Source organism: Flavonifractor sp. An112 (assembly GCF_002161085.1).
Taxonomy (GTDB): Bacteria; Bacillota; Clostridia; order Oscillospirales; family Oscillospiraceae; genus Flavonifractor; species Flavonifractor avicola.
On record NZ_NFLU01000003.1, the window covers coordinates 181,532 to 200,818 of the forward strand.

Here is a 19,287-nt window from a genome sequence, read left to right on the forward strand (position 1 = left end):
CACTCATCTCCTATTTATGATCGTCGCTGCCGCCCGGCAGCTCGCCGTGTCCGAACAGCCGGGATAAACCCTCGGCCAGATAGGAAAGGCGGGCGGTGATTTTGGCGTAATCCATACGGGTGGGACCAACCACGCCGATGACGCCCCGCATCCCTTCGCCGATATCGTAGCTGGCCACCACTACGCTGGTGTCCTTCAATGCGTCGGCCACATTTTCCGGGCCAATGAGGATCTTCATGGCGGCGTCCTTGGGAACGGGGAAACGGGCGGGGTCGGCGTCCTCGGAGAGGTAGCTCAGCAGAGGCTGGGCCCGCTCCAAAGAGCGGTACTCAGGCAGCTCCAGCAGATGGGCGATGCCCGAGGTGTGGACGGTGCGTTGCTCCAGGCTCTCCAGCACCTCCATCGCGAAGGAGACAACCAGGGAGATGAGCCCGTAGGCCTCTCCGGCGGCGTGCTGGGCCACCCGCATCAGCTCCGGCGTGATCTCATCCAGAGGCAGGCCGGTAAAGGTGGCGTTGAGCAGGGTGTTGAGCATCTGCAGCTGAGCTTCCGTCAAATCGGAGGGCAGCCGGATCAGCCGGTTGCGCACCACATTGGTGTCGGTCATTACCACGATGATAAAGGCGTTGTGCTCCACCATCAGAAGGTCAAACCGGCGGATCGTCACCCGGCTCATGCCGGAGGACAGAGCAAAGGCGGGGTAGTTGGTCAACTGAGACACCACCCGGCCGGCCTGGTCCAGCACCCGGTCCAGCTCCTGCATCTTCATCCGCAGGGCCTGGTTAATGCGCTCGGTCTCCTGAAGGGAGAGCTTGTGCTCCTCCATCAGTTCGTTGACGTAGAACCGATACCCCTTGGGAGAGGGGATGCGTCCGGCGGAGGTGTGGGGCTTTTCCAGCAGTCCCAGAGATTCCAGATCCGCCATCTCGTTTCGGATGGTGGCGGAGGAGATCTCCATACCGATGGAAGAGGCAATGGCCTTGGAACCCACCGGCTCCGCCGACTGGATGTAACTTTCGATGATGGCGCGCAGGATTCGTTTTTTGCGTTCGGTTAAATCCATAGCGGCCACCTCACTTTTGATTTAGCACTCATACTACCTGAGTGCTAAAGATAATGTAGCACCGTCCGCCGGAAAAGTCAATAGGCAGGGTTGTAAATTAAATGTGAACGAAGAAAAGATAGCAGACGGGCACTCTGAATGCAAATCAGAGCGGTTGACGCGGGAGCCGTTCAATGGTATTCTATCCAATAAGGAACAATATTTGCAAACAGGAGGGGTGTCTCTGTGGACGGAACGGTGCCCGTGGAGATCATTGACTACGAGGAGCGCTACAAACAGGATCTGGAGGACATCTCTCTGCCCTGGCTGCTGGAGTATGACCTGCTGGAGCCGGTAGACCTGGAGATGCTGGCCGATCCCCACCGCTTTATCGCCGGGGGCGGCCGTGTGCTGCTGGCCCGCTGGGGGCAGGAGATCGTGGGCATGGTCATGCTGGAGCTTCAGGGCGATGGTGTGTGCGAGGCATTGAAGTTCGGCGTCAAAGAGGAATACCGGGAGCGGGGCATCGGCACCGCTTTGATGGAGGCGGTGATCCAGGCCGCCCGGGACGCGGGACAAAAGACCATCGTGATCACCTCCAACCACAAGCTGAAGGCTGCCCTGCGGATCTATGAGAAGCTGGGATTTGAATACGTCACGTATTCTGATAAGTGGTTTCAACTGTCTGATATTAGAATGGAACGGGAATTATAAAAAAAGGACGCGCCGCAGGCGCGTCCTTTTTGATTCAGTCGGCAAATTCGTATACAGCTCCGGCGGTGAGGTGGTGGAGCCTGTGGCCCAGCTCCTCCTCCAGCAGGGCGTAGGCGGGATCTCCGGTGCAGTGGCCGGTGTAGATATCCTGTACCTTTAAATCATCCCGCAGGGCGGCGGCGATGGATCGTACCTTCTCCGGGGTAGGGCCCAGGGTGGTAACACCCTCCTTGCCCATCAGGTGGAAGCCGCCCAATACCGCACGGATGGGGGTGCCGGGGAACTGTTCGGAGAGCTGGGTGAGAATCTTCACCACTCCAGCGTGGCAGCAGGAGTTGAGGACCACCAGACCTTCGGCGGTCTCAGCCACCAGGGATTGCTCGTGCTTCACCTGGTCGGGGATCAGGTGGAGGCCCTCCGCCAGGTCCCGGGGGCCGTCGGCCAGGTCAAAGCGCTTCTCGTGGCGGCAGAACATCCCCATGTTGACACCGATGTACTCCTTCTCCGCCCAGATCTCCGGGTCGGTAATCCGGGGACGGGCGTAGACGGAGGCGGAAGGATTAACGGCAAAAAAGGCGTTGAAGCCGTCGGCGTGGTCATAGTGTCCGTGGGACAGAGCGGCTTTGTCCACCTTGGACAGATCCACCCCCAGCCTGGCGGCGTTGTACACCACCGCGCCGCACTCTCCGGCGTCCAGCAGGTAGCGCCCGCCCCGGTATTCCATATAAAAGGACAGGCCGTGCTCGGGGATCAGCCCATCCCGGGCGGAGTTTTCCATCAGAACGGTGATCTTCATGGGGAGACCTCCTCTTTCTTCACATATTGGGTCACGTCATTGATCCATGCCTTGGAGCGGAACCGGGGCACGCCCACGATAAACTTGGTGATCTGCTCCATGATGACCCCCACATACACCCAGAAGACACCCCACTTCAGCACCAGACCGAAGAGGGCGGACAGGGGGAGGGCCACCAGCCACAGGGGGCACACGTCGATGAGGGAGGCCGCCCGCACGTCGCCGCCGCCCCGGAGCACGCCCACGGTGTTTACCGAGTTGAAGGCCCGCAGGGGGAGGCAGACGCCGATCATGGTGAGCATCATGGTGGCAATCTCTCCCGCCATGGGGGACAGATGGAAGAAGGGATAGACCAGGGTGGGGAAGAAGGTGTGGGTAAAGGTGACCAGCAGTCCGCCGATCACCAGGCCGCAGCCCATAGCCAACGTGTCCAGGGTGGCTCCGATCTCATAGATGTGCTCCCGCCGCCCGGCTCCGATCTCCCGGCCGATGATGATGGCGGTGGTACCGCCCACGGCGAAGATGGCCACGGTACACAAATCCTCCAGATTGCCTGCCAGAGCCCGGGCGGCCAGAATCTCGGTGGAGTTTTCCATATGGCCCATGACCACCTTGTGCATGGAGGTACCCAGGCCCCACAGAGTCTCATTGAGGACTACCGGACCGGAGTAGCGGAAGAACTTCTGGATCAGGGGCCGTCCCGGCCGGAACATGAGGGTGGGCTTGAGCTTGAACCGCTTGTTGGTGAGAGCGTAGGTCATGGTGATACCGAACTCCAGGATACGGGAGAGCAGGGTGGCAAAGGCCGCGCCCTCCACCCCCAGAGCGGGGGCGCCCAGATTACCGAAAATGAACACCCAGTTCAGGAAGGTGTTGGCGGCCATGGAGGTGGCAAAGACGATCATGCCCAGTTTGGGGTTCTCCATAGAGCGGTGGGCGCCCACATACACACCGGTGAGGCTGTTAAAGAGGTAGGAGGGGCCTACGATGCGGGCGTAGCTGGCAGCCAGAGGGATCAGCTCTTCATTATCGGTGAGCAGGCCCATAAGCTGGGTGGGGAAAAAGCACATGATGATGGCAAACAGAGCGGCAATGGCTCCCGCCACATAGCAGCCGATGCCGATGACCCGGTTGATGGTGTCGGTGTCCTTCTTGCCCCAGAACTGGCTGATGAGTACTGAGGAACCGCTTTGCAGTCCGAAGATCACCAGCTGGATCACAAATACCGGCAGGTTGGCCTGGGATACGGCGGCCAGAGGGGCCTCTCCCAGGCTGCCTACCATAAACGTATCCACCAGACCCAGCAGGGTGGTGCACAGATTTTGCAGCAGGATGGGCAGGGCCAATGATACTACATTGCGGTAAAAAGCCCGTCCCCGGTTCATGTAGGAAAACAAATCCTCACCTCATTGCGATCCGAGTCTGTGTGATCTCCGTGAGGGCGGCGGCCAGAGCGTCGGCATCCTCACAGGTGCTGTCGGGGGAGAAGGAGATGCGCAGTACACCCATCAGGGTGCGTTTGGGCAGGCCCAGAGCGGCAAAGACGTGGCTGGGCTTGCCCTTGTGGCAGGCCGAGCCGGAGGAGACGTAGATCCCCCGGTCGGACAGATCCCGCACCAGCATTTCGCTGGGATAGCCAGGCAGAGAAATGGCACAGATGTGGGGAGCGTCGCCGGGGCTGACCACCTCCAGGCCGGGAACAGAGGAGAGAACCTCCAGGGCGTGGGCCTTTACAGCTGCGATGCGAGCGGGCGCGTCGGTGTCCCAGGCCTCACAGGCAGCGGCCAGGGCGGCCAGCTGAGCGGTAGGCTCGGTGCCGGAACGCAGGCCGTTTTCCTGTCCGCCTCCCAGCAGCAGGGGCTTCAGGTCCAGACCCTTGCGGATGTACTGGGCGCCGATGCCCTTGGGTGCCCGGATCTTGTGGCCGCTGATGGTGAGCAGGTCCACCCCCAGCTCCTTGGGGGTAAAGGGGACCTTCAGGAAGGCCTGTACCGCGTCGCAGTGGAGCAGGGTGGGACAGTGGGCGGCTTTGATGGCCTGGGCGGCCTCCTTGACCGGCTGGAGGGTGCCCAGTTCGTTGTTGACCAGCATCATGGACACCAGCACTGTGTCGGGCCGCAGGGCGGCCTTCAGATCGTCGATGGAGACGTGGCCGGACTTGTCCGGCTTCAGATAGGTGACCTCATAGCCCTGGGCGGCCAGGGCCCGGATGGGTTCCAGCACGGCGGAATGCTCGATGGCGGTGGTAATGATGTGCTTGCCCGTCCGCCTGCCGTGGTCCACGGCGGCTCGGATGGACCAGTTGTCTCCCTCGGTGCCGCAGGAGGTGAAGGTGAGCTCCTCCGGCAAGCAGCCCAGCTTGCCGGCTACCACAGCCCGATACTCCTTTACCTTGGCGGCGGCGGCCTGGCCGATGGCGTAGCCGGAGGAGGGGTTGCCGTAGCCCTCCGTCATGGCCTCGTAGGCGGCCCGGGCCGCTGCCGGACAGACCGGGGTGGTTGCTGCGTTATCCAGATAGATGGACATGGACGGTCACCTCAGACAAAAAAATCATGATTTCACAATTATCCATTGTATTCTTGTGCAGAAAGAAAGTCAAGGCGGCAGAATTGTGGAAAACAGACGTGACAGTTTATCCCATAGCGCTTGACAAGCGGAAGAGAGGATAATATACTGTGACCTGCTAGGAAATAATTTTTGACAATAAGAAAGGAAGGAACCACCATGAGCGCCATCAAGCTGCGTGAAAATCTCTGGTCTGTGGGCGTCCTCAACCCTGCGCTGCGGGTCTTTGACATCGTAATGGAATCCAAATATGGTACCTCCTACAATGCCTACCTGCTGACGGGAGAGAAGAACGTCCTGATCGAGACGGTACATACCGACTATTTTGATGAATATCTGGACAACATCCGCCAGGTCATTCCTGTGGAGGATGTGGATTACCTGATTATGAACCACAACGAGCCCGACCACTCGGGCAGCGTGGCCAAGCTGATGGCGATCTGCCCCAAGCTGGAGATCATCGCCACCAAGGCGGGCAAAAAGCACCTGCAGGACATCACCAACCTGGATCTGCCCTGCCGCACCGTGGCTGCCGGCGATACCCTGGACCTGGGCAACCGGGTGCTGGAGTTCATCCCCTCTCCCATGCTCCACTGGGCCGACTCCATGTTTACCTGGGACAAGGCGGGCAAGACCCTCTTTACCTGCGACTTCCTGGGCGCTCATTTCTGTGAGCCCACCATGCTGGATAAGAACATCCACGACAAGGCCGCCTATGAGGGCGAGTTTGCCTACTACTACGCCGGTATCTTCGGGCCCTTCAAGCCCAGCGTGCTGGCCGGTCTGGACAAGATGCCAGCCGACGTGGAGCTGGTTTGCCCCAGCCACGGTCCCTGCCTGACCGAGACCATCGGCAAGGCCAAGGAGCTCTACCGCACCTGGAGCACCCCCGCTCCCAAGACCCAGCGCACCGCCTTTGTAGTGTATGCCTCCGCCTACGGCTGCACCCGCACTCTGGCGGAAGCTGCCGCCAAGGCTCTGGAGGGTGAGGGCTACGCCGTCACCACCGCCGACGTCACCGTGGTGCCCTATGCCGAGTGCGTGAAGCTGGCCCATGAGGCCGACGTGCTGTTGGTGGGTTCCCCCACCATCAACCGTGCCGCCCCCAAGGCTGTGTGGGATGTGCTCACCTCCATTGATCCCATCAACCTGAAGGGCAAGGCCGCCGGCGCCTTTGGTGCCTACGGCTGGAGCGGCGAGGCTGCCCCCATGCTCCACACCTTCCTGAAGGGCCTGCGCTATGCCGCCCCCGAGGCCCCCTTCCGGGTGCTCTTCACTCCCACCCAGGCCGACCTGGATGCCATGGCCGAGTATGCCAAGTCTGTGGCCGCCCTGTGCACCGTGCCGGTGGACGCCCCCAAGACCGAGGGTGGCAAGTGGGTGTGCGCCCTGTGCGGCTACATCTATGATCCCGCTGAGGGCGACCCCGCCCACGGCGTGGCCCCCGGTACCCCCTGGGAGCAGGTGCCCTCCTCCTGGTCCTGCCCCCTGTGCGGCGTGGACAAGGATATGTTCAAGAAGGCCGAGTAAGCCGGTTCAACATGAAAATGGCCTGTTGCAGCAGCGCTGCAACAGGCCATTTTTTCTGTTCTCAGGCCAGCTCCTCCGGAATGTGGTGGGCCAGACCGTCATTGAAATATCGCCGGTAGGGTACCTCGTCCTGATACTTTGGATCGATGGCGGGGACGTAGGCTACCCCTACGCCCATAAAGGGGGAGGGGTCCACTCCGTCAAACATACGGTCGGCCATGTCCCAGTAGTCCTGTGTGAACAGAATACGGTACACCGGCTGGAAGTAGGGCTGGCCCATACTGATATCGTACTCCAGGGAGACAAAGATGATCTGGGCATCTTCAGGGTGGTAGGTAAAGCTGCTGCCCCAGTAGTCCCAGGAGCGGAAGGAATCCAGGGCGTCGTCGGGGGAGCGGAGGGGGTAGGTACCCACGCTCGCCCCGGGCTGGAGGTAGAGGGTCAGAGAATTATTCCGCACTTCCATGCGCTGAAAACTGTAGGAGTAGATCTGCTCCTCCAGGGTGGCGTCCGGGTCCAGCAGGAAGGTGGCCTGGGTGGGCATGGATTCTCCGGTATAGGCATAGTCCTCCAGGGTCTCCTGGCTGGTCTGGGGGGGTATGTTGGAGGAGGAAAGCATCTCCTCTGGCGTCATGTCGTTGTAGATGAGATAGCTGCGGACGGTTTCGGTCACGGCGGCCAGGTCGGGAGAATCATAAATTTGCAGGCTGTACACGCCCCTTAGCCGCAGCTGAGTGCCGTCGGTACATTCTGCCTCCAGGATGGGCTCCCGGCCCATGGTTTCCTCCCCGGTGCCGGGGGACCAATCGGTCTCGGCAATGGTACAGCCCAGTTCCTCCGCCAGATGATTCAGCAGAACGCGCTGCTGATCCTCCGTGGGGATGGGATTCTCATAGACGGGCAGCTCGGTCAGTTCCTCCAGCCGTCCGGCGGTGGGATTGTTGCCCATGAGTTGGCTGGGGTCGGTCACAATGGAAAAGGTTTCAAAATAGATCCATTCGGGATCAATGGTAGGCGTAGGGGTCACCACCGGCTCCGGGGTGCGGGCGGTGCCGGGGCCGTCGGGGTCCACTTCGGTCCGGCCGGACAGCCATACGCCACCGGTGACTGCTACAGCCAGGACCGCCGCCGTGGCGGCGATGGCCAGAGGCTTACGGGAGGGCCGCTTCTGTCCCTGTGCCTGCTCCATGGCAGCCAGAGTGCGCTCCCGCCAGGCGGGGGAGGGGGTCACACCGCCCAGAGTGCTGCGGTAATCTTTGCTGTTCATGCCCATTCCTCCTTCAGCGCGTCTTTCAGCTTGGCTCTGGCCCGGCTCAGCCGGGAGAGCACCGTGTTCCGGGGACAGCCCAGCAGTTGGGCGATTTCGGCGGCGGTATAGCCCTCGATGTAGTGGAGGTACACCGGCCAGCGGTATTTGGGAGGTAAGGCGGCCACCGCCTCCCAGGTGCCGCCGGTCTCCGGCGGCGGGGCGGCCTGACGGGCCTCCTCCAGAGGAACGGTGCGCCTGTGCCAGGGGGAGCGCCCCCAGCTTTTGCAGCGGTTGGCGGTGGCCCGGATGAGCCAGGCTTTCAGGTGGGTCTCATCGGCAAAGCGGGGGTCGCACTGGATGAGGCTCACAAAGACCTCCTGGGCCACGTCCTCCCCGTCAGCCACGCTGCCGGTGCCCTGGATGGCCATACGGTAGACCAGCGGGCCGTAGCGGTCCAGGATCTCCTCACAGGAGAGAGAATTGCCATTGAGGGTGGGCATTGCGTTCACTCCCTTCTTGTCCTTCTGTCTAGAAAGCGCGGCGGCGGGCCAAATGATTGCATCCGGGCAAAAAAGCGGGCGGCCTTTTGGCCGCCCGCGGAATCGCAGGTGATTTACTTGATCTCCCGGACGGGGACGTTCCAGATATCCTTGGCGTAGTCCCGGATGGAACGGTCGGCGGCAAAGATGCCGGAGCGGGCGATGTTCATGAGAGACATCTTGTTCCAACGCTTGGGGTCCTGATAGGCCTGACCGGCCCGGGCATGGGCATCCCGGTAGCTCTCGAAGTCGGCCAGCAGCAGGTACTCGTCGGCGGGGCCGCCGTCGCCGAACAGCAGCCGGCGGGCGATGTCGTCGTAGTTGATGCCGTCGCCAAAGCCCAGGTTGAGCTGCTCCACCACAGACCGCAGGTCGTTGTTGTGGATATAGTACTCATAGGACTTGTAGCCGTTGTGCTTGAGCTCGGCAACCTCGTGGGCCTTCAGGCCGAAGAGGAAGATGTTCTCGTCGCCCAGCACCTGGTGCATCTCCACGTTGGCGCCGTCCAGGGTGCCAATGGTCACAGCGCCGTTGATCATGAACTTCATGTTGCCGGTGCCGCTGGCCTCCTTGCCGGCGGTAGAGATCTGCTCGGAGAGCTCGGAGGCGGGCATCAGCTTCTCGGCCAGGCTTACCCGGTAGTTCTCCAGGAAGACCACCTGGAGCCGGTCCTTGCAGATGGGGTCCTTGGCGATCATGTCGGCCACGGAGTTGATGAGGCGGATGATCCGCTTGGCCACGGCGTAGCCGGGGGCCGCCTTGGCGCCGAACAGGTAGGTGCGGGGGGTGAAGTCGAAGTGGGAATCGTTCTTCATCCGCTGGTATAGGTAGATGATGTGCAGCACGTTGAGCAGCTGACGCTTGTACTCGTGGAGTCGCTTCACCTGTACGTCGAACATGGCGTCGGTGTTGAGGAAGATGCCGTGCTCCCGGGCCACCCAGGTGGCGAAGGCCTTCTTGTTGGCGGCCTTGATCTCGCCCAGGCGGGACAGAACCCCGGCGTCGTCCTGGAACTTCTCCAGGTCCTTCAGGGCGTCGGGCTGGAGCAGGTACTTGTCGCTGCCGCAGCAGTCCCGGATCAGCTCATCCAGCCGGGGGTTGCACTCGCCCAGCCAGCGGCGGTGGTCAATGCCGTTGGTCACGTTGGTGAACTTGTCGGGGGTGCGCTGATAGGCGTCGTGGAAGACGTCCTTCTTCAGAATCTCAGAGTGGAGGGCGGACACGCCGTTGATCTTGAAGCAGGCGCACACGCACAGGTTGGCCATGCGCACCTCGCCCCCCCAGATGATGGCCATGGGAGCCACCTTGGACAGGTCGCCGTGGAAATAGTCGGTGAGCACCTTCTGGTACCGGTTGGAGATCTCAATAAGGATCTGCCAGATCCGGGGCAGCAGGTTCTCGATGAGCTGCTGGGGCCAGCGCTCCAGAGCCTCGGCCAGCACGGTGTGGTTGGTGTAGGCGATGGTGTGGGTGACGATATACCAAGCCTCATCCCAGCCGTAGCCCTCCTCGTCCAGCAGAATGCGCATCAGCTCGGGGATGGCCAGAGTGGGGTGGGTGTCGTTGATCTGGATGACGTGCTTCTGGTGGAAGTTGCGCAGGGTGCCGTATTCCGCCCGGTGCTTGCGCACGATGGACTGAATGGTGGCGGACACGAAGAAATACTGCTGCTTCAGACGCAGGGACTTGCCCTCGTAGTGGTTATCCTCGGGGTAGAGCACCTTGGAGATGGACTCCGCCATGGCCCGCTGCTCCACCGCCTTCAGGTACTGGCCGGAGGAGAACAGGTGCATATCCACCGGCGTGGGGCTCTTGGCGTCCCACAGGCGGAGGATGTTGGCGTGCTCGGTGCTGTAGCCGGAGATCTCCATGTCCTTGGGCACGGCCAGAACCACGTCGTAGCCGGTGTGCTTGATGCGGTGGTGACCCAGTTCATCCCACTCGTCCTCCACCTTGCCGCCGAAGCGGACCTCCTCCACCTCATCCATCTTGGAGATGAGCCAGGCGTCGCCCAGACCCAGCCAGTTGTCGGGCAGCTCCACCTGCTGGCCGTCCACGATCTTCTGCTTGAAGATACCCAGCTCGTAGCAGATGGAGTAGCCGGTGGCGGGGATGTCAAGGGTGGTCATGGAGTCCAGATAGCAGGCAGCCAGACGGCCCAGGCCGCCATTGCCCAGACCGGCGTCGGGCTCGGTCTCAAACAGGTCGGGAGCCGAGAAGCCCAGCCCCTCGATGGCCTCCTTCAGAGGCTCCAGCACGCCCAGGTTGTAGGCGTTCTTCATCAGGGAGCGGCCCATGAGGAACTCCAGGGACAGATAGTGGACCTGGCGCTTGTGCTCCGCGATCACCTTGTCCTCGGACTTCATCTGCCGCTCGGAAATGATATCCCGCAGCACCATGGCGCAGGCCTTGAACATATGAAGGCTGGTGGCCTCCTCCACGTCACGGCCAAAATTGCGGCGCAATTTGCCGGTAATGAGGGTCATCAGCTCTTTTTTTGTGTATTTATGCAATGCAGACATCTCCTATACAGTTAGGATAGCAACAAAATAGGCGCTCCGCAGGGAAAATCCCCCTGCGGAGCGGAATTTTATCACAACAGGATTCCATTTGTCAAGAGAAGGAAAACCTTCCCATTACTTCCCGGTGACCCAGCTGTAGATCTCCCGGTAGGCAGCGGCGGAGCGGGTCCAGGAGAAATCGGCGGACATGGCGTTCTTCTGGAGGCCCTTCCAGGCACTCTGGTCGTTGTGATAGAGGTTTACCGCGTCGGCAAGCACGCCGGTCATCTCGTGAGCGTTGATGTTGGCAAAGGAGAAGCCGGTACCCTCGCCGGTGAACTTGTTGTAGGGGACCACGGAGTCCCGCAGGCCGCCGGTTTCCCGCACCACGGGGATGGTGCCGTAGCGCATGGCGATCATCTGGCTCAGGCCGCAGGGCTCGGCGACGGAGGGCATGAGGAAGAGATCGGCGCCGCCGTAGATGGCGGTGGACAGATTGGGGGAGTACATGATATGGGCGGCGAAGCGGCCGGGATACTGGTTCTGAGCCTGACGGAAGGCCTCCTCAAAGTTCCAGTCGCCGGTGCCCAGTACGATCATCTGCACGTCCATGCCCATAATATCGTGGATGGCGGCGGTGACCAGGTCGAAGCCCTTATGCTTCACCAGGCGGGAGACACAGGCAATAATAGGAGTGTCGGGATTTTCCCGCAGGCCGGACATCTGCTGGAGAGCGGCCTTGCAGTTTTTCTTGCCGCCCATCTGCTTGACCGAGAAGGGTTTGGTCAGGCCCTTGTCGTGCCAGGGATCGTATACCTCGGTGTCGATGCCGTTGAGGATGCCCCGCAGCTTGTGGCGGTTGTCGGCAATGACACCCTCCAGGCCGTGGGCGTAGAAGCTGTACTGCAGCTCATCGGCGTAGGTGGGAGATACCGTGGTGACATAGTCGGCGGCGTAGATGGCGCCCTTCATCAGGTTCACGTCGCCGTGATAGGCCAGCATATGCTCGTTAAAGTAGCCGGCATTCAGGCCAAACAGGTCCTTCAGGGTCTGGCTGCCATAGCGGCCCTGGTACTCGATGTTGTGGATGGTGAACACGCTCTTGGTGTCATACAGCTGAGGAATGCGGTGACGCTCCTCCAGCAGGTAGATGGGCACCAGGGCGGTCTGCCAGTCGTTGCAGTGGAGCACATCGGGATGCCAGTCGAGCCAGCCCATGGACTCCACAACGGCCCGGGAGAAGTAGGCGAAGCGCTCGCCGTCGTCATAGTGGCCGTAGATGGAGGCGCGCTTGAAGTAATATTCGTTGTCCACGAACCAGTAGGTGACGCCGTCCCGCTTCAGCTCAAAGATACCGCAGTAGGGGGTGCGCCAGGCCACAGTGATATGGAAGCATTTCAAAAAGGTCATCTGGCTGCGCCATTCTTCGCCGATCCCCTCATACAGAGGCAGGATCACCCGGACGTCGTTGTTCTCGTCCTTGGCCAGGGCCTTGGGGAGAGCGCCGGCCACGTCGGCCAGTCCGCCGGTTTTGATGAAAGGAGCGCACTCAGAGGTGGCAAACAGGATATTCATACATTACCTCCAACCATAAATTTGCCGGGATGCGGGACGCCTCCCGGGAGACGCCGCAGGAAAGGGAGGCGGCGGCGTTTTGCCGCCGCCTCCCCGCATACAGGTCAGACGATCTCGTTTTTGGCGATGGCCAGGGGGTAGGTGCTGTGGCCCATCAGCATCCGGCCCGGGTTGACCCGGACGTTCTTGTCGGTGATGGCATATTTCAGCACGGCGCCGGCCTGGATGGTGGTGCCCTGCATCAGCACACAGCCGGAGACCTTGGCGCCCTTTTCCACCCGGACGCCCCGGAAGAGGATGGAGTTCTCCACCTCGCCCTCAATGATGCAGCCGTCGGCCACCAGAGAGTTGTAGGAGCGGGAGTCGGGTCCATAGTAGGTGGAGGGATCGGAGCGGTCCTTGGTGCGGACGGGACGGTCGGGCACGAAGAGTTGCTCCCGGACGGCGGGATCCAGCAGCTCCATGCTGCGGGCGAAGTAGCCCGCCACCGACTGCAGCCGGGCGGCATAACCGTCGAACACATAGGGGACGATCTTCAGCTGGCCCACCATGGACTGGAGCACACCAATGCTGAAGGAGTGGATGTTGTGGGCGGCACAATGGTCCACCAGGGAGAGCAGCAGCTCCTTGGAGAGAATGTAAACCTCCAGGGACTCACAGCCCTGAGCGATGGGAGGATGGACCGACACGTCGGTGATCCGTCCGCCGGCGCCGATGGTGAAGTAGTCGCAGCCCTTGGGGTCGCCCTTGGGATGGCCGGTGCACACGGCGGTGATGTCGGCGTCGTTGCGGATGTGGGCCTCAAAGATATCCCGCAGGGGGAGGCTCACCGCCAGGTCGCCGCCGGCCAGCACCACGTGATCCTGACGGATGTTCTGGAGGTAGGAGCGGATGCCCGCCAGGGCGTCCATACGGCCCCGGTACATCCCTTCCCGTCTGCCGGAGTAGCTGAAGGGGGGCAGGATGCGCAGGCCGCCGTGCTTGCGGGACAGGTCCCAGTCTTTGCCGGAGCCCACGTGGTCCAGCAGGGACTGATAGTTGGCATCCACGATCATGCCAACGTCGGAGATACCGGCGTTGACCATGTTGGAGAGCATGAAGTCAATGACCCGGTACCGGCCGCCATAGGGGATGGAGCAGGTGTTGCGGTTCTGGGTCAGCTCCCGCAGGTCGGGGTTGGAAAGGTAGGAGAAGATGATGCCGTGCAGTTTGTTCATCATTTCACCCCACCTCCTTTCACGTTACGAGTAATCATGGCCTTGGGAGAGACCACAGCGTCGGGGCCCACAGTCAGGTTCTGGGCCACCACGGCCACGCCCCAGTCCTCAGTGCCGTCGGGGGAGGAGCCCACCCGGGCCCGCTCACCGATGACGCTGTTCTCCGCGATGATGGAATACTCCACCACGGCGCCCGCCTTGACCACGGTGCCGGGCATCAGGATGGAATAGCGCACCACAGCGCCCTCCTCCACGATGACGGAGTGGAACAGGACGGAGTTCTCCACAGTGCCGTACACCTCGCAGCCGCCGGTGACCATGGAATGGTCCACCTTGGCGTTCTTACCCATGAAGTGAGGGGGCTTGGTGGGGGTGCGGGCAAAGATGGGCCACTCGTTGTCGTACAGATCGATGCCGTTGTCGGGAGAGAGCATATCCATGTTGGCATCCCACAGGGAGTCAATGGTGCCCACGTCCTTCCAGTAGCCCTTGAAGCGATAGGCGGTCATCTTCTCGCCGGCATTGAGCATGGCAGGGATGATGTTCTTGCCGAAGTCGTTGGCGCTCTTCTCGTCCTCCTCGTCGGCGATGAGGTACTCCCGCAGCTTCTTCCAGGTGAAGATATAGATGCCCATGGAGGCCAGGTTGCTCTTGGGCTTCTTGGGCTTCTCCTCGAACTCATAGATGTCGTCGTTCTCGTTGACGTTCATGATGCCGAAGCGGGGAGCCTCCGCCATGGGGACTTCCAGCACGGAGATGGTGCAGGCGGCCTTAGCCTCCTTGTGGCGGCGGAGCATATCGGCATAATCCATCTTGTAGACGTGGTCGCCAGACAGAATGAGCACATAATCCGGATTGTAAGTATCCAGGAAGTTGATGTTCTGGTAGATGGCGTTGGCGGTACCCTTGTACCAGGTGCCCTTCTCACCCTCGCGCATATAGGGGGGCAGGATGTGGACGCCGCCGTAGGAGCGGTCCAGATCCCAGGGCTCGCCGTTGCCGATGTAGGCATTGAGTTCCATGGGGCGGTACTGGGTCAGCACACCCACGGTGTCGATGCCGGAGTTGATGCAGTTGGACAGGGGGAAGTCGATGATGCGGTACTTACCGCCGAAGGGGACTGCGGGCTTGGCCACGTGGCTGGTGAGGGCGTGCAGGCGACTGCCTTGCCCGCCGGCCAGCAACATGGCAACACATTCCTTTTTCATTCTATCACCTCAGAGTTTGAACTGGAACTAACTGATAAACTCCGGCTCTCCGGAGAGGGGTCACTTTTCCTTCTTTTTGCGGACCACGGGTTTGGCGGCCTCCGCCTTAACGGCGGGAGCGGCGGCCTTCTTGCGGACGGCAGGCTTGGGGGCAGCCTCCTTTACCGCGGGAGCGGCAGCCTTTTTGCGGACCGCGGGCTTGGCGGCCTCCGCTTTGACGGCGGGAGTGGCGGCCTTCTTGCGCACGGCGGGCTTGGGGGCTTCCTCCTTATCCGCCTTCTTCTTGCGGACGGGGAACTTACGGGTACACTTATAGATCACCGCACTCATGGGCGGCAGGGAAATGGTAATGGACTGCTCCCGCCCCTGGCTCTCTACATAGCGGCTGCGGACCGGTTCGTGGTCGCCGCCCCCCTTACCGCCGAAGTCGAGATCGTCAGAGTTGAACACAACGGAGTACACGCCGGGGACAGGTACGCCCACGGTATAGCCGGTGCGGTCCACCGGGGAGAAGTTGCACACGATGACCAGGGCGTCTCCCTTGGCGTCCTTTCGCAGGAAGGCCACGGTGTTGGCCTGATTGTCATTGGCCTCGATCCACTCAAAGCCCTCCCAGGAGAAGTCCAGCTCCCACAGCTCGGGGTGGGCCAGGTAGAAGGCGTTGGCCTGCTTGAAGTAGTACTGCAACTGGCGGTGAGGCTTTGCCCACTCCTGGTCCGGGTCCAGCAGGTGCCAGTCCAGGGAGTGCTCATAATGCCACTCGTTCCACTGGCCGAACTCGCTGCCCATCATCAGCAGCTTTTTGCCGGGATGGGTGAGCATATAGGTGTAGAAGGCCCGGACGCCGGCAAACTTCTCCTCGTTGGTGCCCGGCATCTTGTTGATGAGGGAGCCCTTCATGTGAACTACCTCGTCGTGGGACAGGGGGAGCACGAAGTTCTCCGAGAAGGCGTACATCAGGGAGAAGGTGATGTCCTTGTGGTTGAACTGCCGGAAATAGGGGTCCAGCTTGATGTAGTGAAGGATGTCGTTCATCCAGCCCATGTTCCACTTCAGGTTGAAGCCCAGGCCGCCCTCCAGGCCGCCCTCGCCCACCGGGTGGGATACCCGGGGCCAGGCGGTGGATTCCTCGGCGATCATCATCACGTCGGGGTGTTCCTGGAACACATGGCCGTTGAGCTCCTGAATGAAGTCCACTGCCTCCAGGTTCTCGTGGCCGCCGAACACGTTGGGCACCCACTCGCCGCCCTGGCGGCCGTAGTCCAGGTAGAGCATGGAAGCCACCGCATCCACCCGCAGGCCGTCGATGTGGAACTGCTCCAGCCAGAAGAGGGCGGAGGAGAACAGGAAGGAGCGGACCTCGTGGCGGGCGTAGTCGAAGACACGGGTGCCCCAGTCGGCGTGCTCGCCCTTGCGGGTATCGGCGTACTCATAGCAGGGTTCACCGTCAAACTCATACAGACCGAAGGCGTCCTTGGGGAAATGGGCGGGTACCCAGTCCAGGATCACGCCGATGCCGGCCTGATGGAGCTGGTCCACCAGCCACATAAAGTCGTGGGGGGTGCCGTACCGGCTGGTGGCGGCAAAGTAGCCGGTGCACTGGTAGCCCCAGGAGGCGTCCAGGGGGTGCTCGGTGATGGGAAGCAGCTCCACATGGGTGAATCCCATCTCCTTCACATAGGGCACCAGATACTTGCCGATGTCCCGGTAGGAGAGCATCTCGTCCTCGCCGGTACGCCGCCAGGAACCCAAATGAACTTCATAAATATTCAGTGGCTTCTGGTAAATCGGATTGTTCTTCCGGTAATCCATCCAGCTGCCGTCTCCCCAGCCGTAACCGGACAGGTCATAGAGCTTGGAGGCGTTGCCGGGACGGGTCTCGGCGTGGAAGGCGTAGGGGTCGGCCTTGGCCAGGACCCGGCCGGAGGCGGTATGGACCGCGTACTTGTAGTTGTCAAACTGCTTCAGACCGGGGATAAAGACCTCCCAAACGCCGTCGGAGAGCAGCTGCATGGGGTGGTCGGAGTCGTTCCAGCTGTTGAAATCGCCCATTACAGCGACCAATTGGGCGTGGGGAGCCCAAACCCGGAAGACCCAGCCATCCTGCCCGTCCTGCACAGCAGGGTGAGCGCCCATAAACTCCTGGGCCCGCACTGCGTGGCCCTGTGAAAAATCATGGAGGATCGTACTCGGTTTGGTGGAAGCCATAGGTATCCTCTCCTTGTTGGCAGCCCCCCAGAATAGCTGGAATGACGTAAACTGGGGGTTCTTGTCATTGGTAATAAATAAAATCCAAAATACGCGGATTTTATTTGTGTAAAGTATACAACCATATGGCAAGATAGTCAAGACGCGGATTACCAATTGGGGTGTAAAATTTCCAGTAATATATGCAATATCTTTTGTAAAGAACGCGCAGGGCCCGCCGCAGTTTTACTGCGGCGGGCCTCGGTTTCCGGCGTCAGCCGGCCATGAGCAGGGTGCGCATCAGGCGCAGGAAGATACCGGGGGCGGAGAGACGGGCCACAGCCTGATCGGCCACAATGGTGATCTGGGCCAGGACCTGATCACCGGCGGTCACCGTCATTCTGCCTAAAGTCTGTCCCGGCTCCACCGGGGCCTCTACATCCTGACACAGCTCCAGCTGAGTCTCCACCTGGTTGACCATGGAGCGATTGACCAGAATTCGGGTGGGCTGGGAGAGCACGGGCTGGACGGTCTCCTGCTCACCCAGCAGTACATCCACCGGTGGTAGGGCCTGGGAAGGATACACATCCATCAGGGTGTAGTTGGCAAAGCCATAGTTAAGCAGGGTCTGGGCGGCTGCCGTCCGGGTGTCCTTGGTGGAGGATTTCAGGATAACGGCAATGAGTTCCATGCCGTCCCGTTCCGCCGTGGCAGACAGGCAGTAGCCGGCGGCATCGGTGGAGCCGGTTTTCAGACCGGTGGCTCCCTCATAGAATCGGATCAGTTTGTTGGTGTTGGCCAGCTGGAACTGGCCGTCCCGGAGGGAGTCCATCCAGATGGTGGTGTAGTCCCGGATGGAGGGGTGGTTAAGGATGAGCTCCCGGCTCATCAGGGCGATGTCATAGGCGGAGGTGAGATGGCCCGCCGCCGGCAGGCCGGTGCAGTTGACAAAGCAGGTGTCTGTCATGCCCAGCTGGGCGGCCCGCTCGTTCATTTTGGCCACAAAGGCCTCCTCGCTGCCGCAGAGATGTTCGGCCAGGGCCACCGAGGCGTCGTTGCCCGAGGCCACCGCCACGGCCTTGAGCAGATCGTTTACCGTCATCTGCTCGCCTTCCTTTAAATAGACCTGGGAGCCGCCCATGGAGGCGGCGTAGGCGGAAACGGTGACCAGATCGTCTTTGGACAGGCTGCCGCTGTCGATGGCCTCCATCACCAGCAGCAGGGTCATGACTTTGGTGACGCTGGCGGGTTCCAGTTTGTCGTGGGCATTTTGCTCGTAGAGAACGGTGCCTGTCTCCTTTTCCATCAATACAGCCCCTGCCGCATCTACGGTGGGCGTACCAGCGGCGGATGGATCGGCCTCGGCGGCCTGGACGGGCAGAGCCAGTAGGGTGGCGGCCAGCAGGGCCGCGGCCAGTTTTTTCATGGTGTGTGACGCCTCCAATGCTGAAATGCTCTGTGGGAGAGGATATGGAGGGAAAAGGGCTTCTATACGGCTTTTGACGTGGGTAATTTTTTCTGGTACAATGGCAAAATCATTGAAAAACACAGGGAGGCAGGAGGATGGAGCGCACCATTGGAGTGATCCTGTCTGGCGGGCAGAGCCGGCGGATGGGCCGTGACAAGGCGGGCCTGTCCCTGGCGGGGCAAAGTTTTCTGGACCGGATGACGAAGGAACTCTCCCCGCTGTTCGATGGGATCTATGTGTCGGTGGACCGGCCGGGGCGCTATCCCGGCTGCCGGGAACTGCCCGATCTGAGACCGGGCCAGGGCCCCCTGGCGGGGCTGGAGGCCGCCTTTCTCCGCACCGAAGCGGAGGCGGTGTTCCTGGCCGCGGTGGATCTGCCCTTTGCCTGCTCCGGGCTGGCAGAACGTGTGTTGGCCGGCGTGGGGAATGGGGACGCCTGTGTGATCCGGCGGCGGGGCGGGGAGGCTGAACCCCTGTTTGCCCTGTACCGCCGCAGCTGTCTGGAGCCCCTGACCGCCTGCCTGGATGAGGGCCGCCGGGCGGTCAAGGCCCTGCTGGACCGGGTGGACTGCCGCTGGCTGGAGGAGGAAGAACTGCCGGAGTTTGACCTGGAGCGGGCCCTGTGGAATGTGAATACAGGGGTGGAGTTCCGTCGTGCGGTGGAATCGGAAAAAGAAAAATGAAAATTCCTCTTTA

15 protein-coding genes are annotated in these 19,287 nt (G+C 61.3%); 3 read left to right on the forward strand and 12 right to left on the reverse strand.

What is annotated here, in order from left to right; all coding sequences use genetic code 11:
* Nucleotides 1–10: 10 nt before the first annotated feature.
* Nucleotides 11–1,063: a heat-inducible transcriptional repressor HrcA gene (gene hrcA, locus B5E56_RS03945; protein WP_087388738.1), complete on the reverse strand. Its 1,053-nt coding sequence runs from the start codon at nt 1,061–1,063 to the stop codon at nt 11–13.
* Between the two features lie 225 nt (nt 1,064–1,288).
* On the opposite strand from hrcA, the gene B5E56_RS03950 reads away from it, so the two are divergent.
* On the forward strand, nt 1,289–1,756 hold the full coding sequence (locus tag B5E56_RS03950; protein WP_087388739.1) for a GNAT family N-acetyltransferase: 468 nt from the start codon (nt 1,289–1,291) through the stop codon (nt 1,754–1,756).
* Nucleotides 1,757–1,790: 34 nt separating this feature from the next.
* On the opposite strand, the gene B5E56_RS03955 is transcribed toward B5E56_RS03950, so the two are convergent.
* From B5E56_RS03955 to B5E56_RS03965, 3 genes are read right to left on the reverse strand one after another with little or no spacing between them, the layout of a single operon-like run.
* Nucleotides 1,791–2,552 (reverse strand): MBL fold metallo-hydrolase, encoded by a 762-nt coding sequence (locus tag B5E56_RS03955; RefSeq protein ID WP_087388740.1) that lies wholly within the window; start codon nt 2,550–2,552, stop codon nt 1,791–1,793.
* A complete protein-coding gene (locus B5E56_RS03960) occupies nt 2,549–3,949 on the reverse strand; it encodes an MATE family efflux transporter (RefSeq protein ID WP_242958757.1) in 1,401 nt (466 codons plus the stop codon). The genes B5E56_RS03955 and B5E56_RS03960 overlap by 4 nt, the downstream gene beginning before the upstream one ends.
* A gap of 4 nt (nt 3,950–3,953) precedes the next feature.
* A complete protein-coding gene (locus tag B5E56_RS03965; protein WP_087388741.1) occupies nt 3,954–5,078 on the reverse strand; it encodes a cysteine desulfurase family protein in 1,125 nt (374 codons plus the stop codon).
* A gap of 198 nt (nt 5,079–5,276) precedes the next feature.
* Here B5E56_RS03965 and B5E56_RS03970 point away from each other — a divergent pair, with 198 nt between their 5' ends.
* On the forward strand, nt 5,277–6,647 hold the full coding sequence (locus tag B5E56_RS03970) for a rubredoxin (protein ID WP_158098662.1): 1,371 nt from the start codon (nt 5,277–5,279) through the stop codon (nt 6,645–6,647).
* 61 nt (nt 6,648–6,708) lie between these two features.
* On the opposite strand, the gene B5E56_RS03975 is transcribed toward B5E56_RS03970, so the two are convergent.
* The 8 genes from B5E56_RS03975 to B5E56_RS04010 form a co-directional block, all read right to left on the reverse strand.
* A complete protein-coding gene (locus B5E56_RS03975; protein ID WP_087388742.1) occupies nt 6,709–7,914 on the reverse strand; it encodes a hypothetical protein in 1,206 nt (401 codons plus the stop codon).
* Complete coding sequence (locus B5E56_RS03980; RefSeq protein WP_087388743.1) at nt 7,911–8,396, reverse strand: RNA polymerase sigma factor; 486 nt, start codon at nt 8,394–8,396, stop codon at nt 7,911–7,913. Before B5E56_RS03980 ends, B5E56_RS03975 begins: the two co-directional genes overlap by 4 nt.
* A 113-nt stretch (nt 8,397–8,509) precedes the next feature.
* Nucleotides 8,510–10,957, reverse strand: a complete 2,448-nt coding sequence (locus B5E56_RS03985; protein ID WP_087388744.1) for a glycogen/starch/alpha-glucan phosphorylase — start codon at nt 10,955–10,957, stop codon at nt 8,510–8,512.
* Between the two features lie 114 nt (nt 10,958–11,071).
* Nucleotides 11,072–12,511 carry a glycogen synthase GlgA gene (gene glgA, locus B5E56_RS03990; RefSeq protein WP_087388745.1) on the reverse strand — a complete coding sequence of 480 codons (1,440 nt, stop codon included), beginning with the start codon at nt 12,509–12,511 and terminating at the stop codon, nt 11,072–11,074.
* Between the two features lie 104 nt (nt 12,512–12,615).
* Nucleotides 12,616–13,731 carry a glucose-1-phosphate adenylyltransferase subunit GlgD gene (glgD, locus tag B5E56_RS03995; protein ID WP_087189529.1) on the reverse strand — a complete coding sequence of 372 codons (1,116 nt, stop codon included), beginning with the start codon at nt 13,729–13,731 and terminating at the stop codon, nt 12,616–12,618.
* Entirely contained in the window at nt 13,728–14,936 is a 1,209-nt protein-coding gene (locus tag B5E56_RS04000) for a glucose-1-phosphate adenylyltransferase (protein ID WP_087269779.1), read from the reverse strand. The genes glgD and B5E56_RS04000 overlap by 4 nt, the downstream gene beginning before the upstream one ends.
* Nucleotides 14,937–14,996: 60 nt before the next feature.
* Nucleotides 14,997–17,144 (reverse strand): 1,4-alpha-glucan branching protein GlgB, encoded by a 2,148-nt coding sequence (gene glgB / locus B5E56_RS04005; RefSeq protein ID WP_087388746.1) that lies wholly within the window; start codon nt 17,142–17,144, stop codon nt 14,997–14,999.
* A gap of 253 nt (nt 17,145–17,397) precedes the next feature.
* Nucleotides 17,398–18,549 carry a D-alanyl-D-alanine carboxypeptidase family protein gene (locus tag B5E56_RS04010; RefSeq protein ID WP_087388747.1) on the reverse strand — a complete coding sequence of 384 codons (1,152 nt, stop codon included), beginning with the start codon at nt 18,547–18,549 and terminating at the stop codon, nt 17,398–17,400.
* A gap of 137 nt (nt 18,550–18,686) precedes the next feature.
* Between B5E56_RS04010 and B5E56_RS04015 the strand changes: the two genes are divergently transcribed.
* Nucleotides 18,687–19,274 (forward strand): molybdenum cofactor guanylyltransferase, encoded by a 588-nt coding sequence (locus B5E56_RS04015; RefSeq protein WP_087189482.1) that lies wholly within the window; start codon nt 18,687–18,689, stop codon nt 19,272–19,274.
* Nucleotides 19,275–19,287: the final 13 nt, after the last annotated feature.

Excerpts from the sequence above, each read along its gene's own strand:
- hrcA (WP_087388738.1), bottom strand. The coding sequence starts at position 1,063 with ATGGATTTAACCGAACGCAAAAAACGAATCCTGCGCGCCATCATCGAA.
- B5E56_RS03955 (WP_087388740.1), bottom strand. The coding sequence starts at position 2,552 with ATGAAGATCACCGTTCTGATGGAAAACTCCGCCCGGGATGGGCTGATC.
- B5E56_RS03965 (WP_087388741.1), bottom strand. The coding sequence starts at position 5,078 with ATGTCCATCTATCTGGATAACGCAGCAACCACCCCGGTCTGTCCGGCA.
- B5E56_RS03970 (WP_158098662.1), top strand. The coding sequence starts at position 5,277 with ATGAGCGCCATCAAGCTGCGTGAAAATCTCTGGTCTGTGGGCGTCCTC.
- B5E56_RS03975 (WP_087388742.1), bottom strand. The coding sequence starts at position 7,914 with ATGAACAGCAAAGATTACCGCAGCACTCTGGGCGGTGTGACCCCCTCC.
- B5E56_RS03980 (WP_087388743.1), bottom strand. The coding sequence starts at position 8,396 with ATGCCCACCCTCAATGGCAATTCTCTCTCCTGTGAGGAGATCCTGGAC.
- B5E56_RS03985 (WP_087388744.1), bottom strand. The coding sequence starts at position 10,957 with ATGTCTGCATTGCATAAATACACAAAAAAAGAGCTGATGACCCTCATT.
- glgA (WP_087388745.1), bottom strand. The coding sequence starts at position 12,511 with ATGAATATCCTGTTTGCCACCTCTGAGTGCGCTCCTTTCATCAAAACC.
- glgD (WP_087189529.1), bottom strand. The coding sequence starts at position 13,731 with ATGATGAACAAACTGCACGGCATCATCTTCTCCTACCTTTCCAACCCC.
- B5E56_RS04000 (WP_087269779.1), bottom strand. The coding sequence starts at position 14,936 with ATGAAAAAGGAATGTGTTGCCATGTTGCTGGCCGGCGGGCAAGGCAGT.
- glgB (WP_087388746.1), bottom strand. The coding sequence starts at position 17,144 with ATGGCTTCCACCAAACCGAGTACGATCCTCCATGATTTTTCACAGGGC.
- B5E56_RS04010 (WP_087388747.1), bottom strand. The coding sequence starts at position 18,549 with ATGAAAAAACTGGCCGCGGCCCTGCTGGCCGCCACCCTACTGGCTCTG.
- B5E56_RS04015 (WP_087189482.1), top strand. The coding sequence starts at position 18,687 with ATGGAGCGCACCATTGGAGTGATCCTGTCTGGCGGGCAGAGCCGGCGG.